1 rRNA gene is annotated in these 1711 nt (G+C 53.2%); it reads right to left on the reverse strand.

The window, feature by feature from the left end:
- Positions 1 to 23: 23 nt before the first annotated feature.
- Positions 24 to 1565, reverse strand: a 16S ribosomal RNA gene (locus IM282_RS21760).
- Positions 1566 to 1711 lie beyond the last annotated feature (146 nt).

The raw sequence follows: 1711 nt of genomic DNA on the forward strand, positions 1-1711 counted from the left end.
CTACAAAGGCAGGTTCTTTAAGGTAAGGAGGTGATCCAACCGCAGGTTCCCCTACGGTTACCTTGTTACGACTTCACCCCAGTCATGAATCACAAAGTGGTAAGCGCCCTCCCGAAGGTTAAGCTACCTACTTCTTTTGCAACCCACTCCCATGGTGTGACGGGCGGTGTGTACAAGGCCCGGGAACGTATTCACCGTGGCATTCTGATCCACGATTACTAGCGATTCCGACTTCATGGAGTCGAGTTGCAGACTCCAATCCGGACTACGACGCACTTTATGAGGTCCGCTTGCTCTCGCGAGGTCGCTTCTCTTTGTATGCGCCATTGTAGCACGTGTGTAGCCCTACTCGTAAGGGCCATGATGACTTGACGTCATCCCCACCTTCCTCCAGTTTATCACTGGCAGTCTCCTTTGAGTTCCCGGCCGGACCGCTGGCAACAAAGGATAAGGGTTGCGCTCGTTGCGGGACTTAACCCAACATTTCACAACACGAGCTGACGACAGCCATGCAGCACCTGTCTCAGAGTTCCCGAAGGCACCAAAGCATCTCTGCTAAGTTCTCTGGATGTCAAGAGTAGGTAAGGTTCTTCGCGTTGCATCGAATTAAACCACATGCTCCACCGCTTGTGCGGGCCCCCGTCAATTCATTTGAGTTTTAACCTTGCGGCCGTACTCCCCAGGCGGTCGACTTAACGCGTTAGCTCCGGAAGCCACGCCTCAAGGGCACAACCTCCAAGTCGACATCGTTTACGGCGTGGACTACCAGGGTATCTAATCCTGTTTGCTCCCCACGCTTTCGCACCTGAGCGTCAGTCTTTGTCCAGGGGGCCGCCTTCGCCACCGGTATTCCTCCAGATCTCTACGCATTTCACCGCTACACCTGGAATTCTACCCCCCTCTACAAGACTCTAGCCTGCCAGTTTCGAATGCAGTTCCCAGGTTGAGCCCGGGGATTTCACATCCGACTTGACAGACCGCCTGCGTGCGCTTTACGCCCAGTAATTCCGATTAACGCTTGCACCCTCCGTATTACCGCGGCTGCTGGCACGGAGTTAGCCGGTGCTTCTTCTGCGGGTAACGTCAATCGACAGGGTTATTAACCCTGTCGCCTTCCTCCCCGCTGAAAGTACTTTACAACCCGAAGGCCTTCTTCATACACGCGGCATGGCTGCATCAGGCTTGCGCCCATTGTGCAATATTCCCCACTGCTGCCTCCCGTAGGAGTCTGGACCGTGTCTCAGTTCCAGTGTGGCTGGTCATCCTCTCAGACCAGCTAGGGATCGTCGCCTAGGTGAGCCGTTACCCCACCTACTAGCTAATCCCATCTGGGCACATCCGATGGCAAGAGGCCCGAAGGTCCCCCTCTTTGGTCTTGCGACGTTATGCGGTATTAGCTACCGTTTCCAGTAGTTATCCCCCTCCATCAGGCAGTTTCCCAGACATTACTCACCCGTCCGCCACTCGTCAGCGAAGCAGCAAGCTGCTTCCTGTTACCGTTCGACTTGCATGTGTTAGGCCTGCCGCCAGCGTTCAATCTGAGCCATGATCAAACTCTTCAATTTAAAAGTTTGATGCTCGTGAATTAAACTTCGTAATGAATTACGTGTTCACTCAGAGACTTGGTATTCATTTTTCGTCCGAGGACGTTAAGAATCCATGTCACTTTGAGTGCCCACACAGATTGTCTGATAAATTGTTAAAGAGCAGT

This window comes from Enterobacter cloacae complex sp. P29RS (assembly GCF_014893445.1).
In the GTDB taxonomy this organism is placed as follows: domain Bacteria; phylum Pseudomonadota; class Gammaproteobacteria; order Enterobacterales; family Enterobacteriaceae; genus Enterobacter; species Enterobacter intestinihominis.